This is a genomic window from Psychrobacter sp. GW64-MNA-CIBAN-0177 (assembly GCF_040309585.1).
In the GTDB taxonomy this organism is placed as follows: domain Bacteria; phylum Pseudomonadota; class Gammaproteobacteria; order Pseudomonadales; family Moraxellaceae; genus Psychrobacter; species Psychrobacter okhotskensis.
The window spans coordinates 1-254 of record NZ_JBEOOY010000424.1 but is presented as its reverse complement, the minus strand read 5'-3'; the positions used below and the strand labels follow the sequence as shown (position 1 = coordinate 254).

Annotated in this window: 1 protein-coding gene; it reads left to right on the top strand. The window is 42.9% G+C overall.

Features of this window, described 5'->3' with window-relative positions; translation table 11 throughout:
• The coding region (locus AAEY79_RS15700; protein ID WP_352289532.1) for a pyrimidine/purine nucleosidase domain-containing protein at positions 1-254 on the top strand (254 nt) is incomplete at both ends.

The window sequence follows — 254 nt, the reverse complement described above, 5'->3', positions numbered from 1 at the left end:
ATTAGAAGTCGAACGTCTGAAACAAGGTGCAAAAAGCGACCTTTACCAATTATATCGAAATTGCTCACTCGCGGTGTTAGCTTCAGGCCTTATCAGCGACAGTTCCGAAGACCTGTTTAGTCGCTATGAATCTTTTAGCCTTAATATTTTACAGCGTGAAAGAGGCATCCAAATTGAACTCATCAACCCTCCTCTGCAAGCCTTCGTCGACGGGGAAATCATTGTCGGTATTCAAGAACATTTGTTTGCAGTAC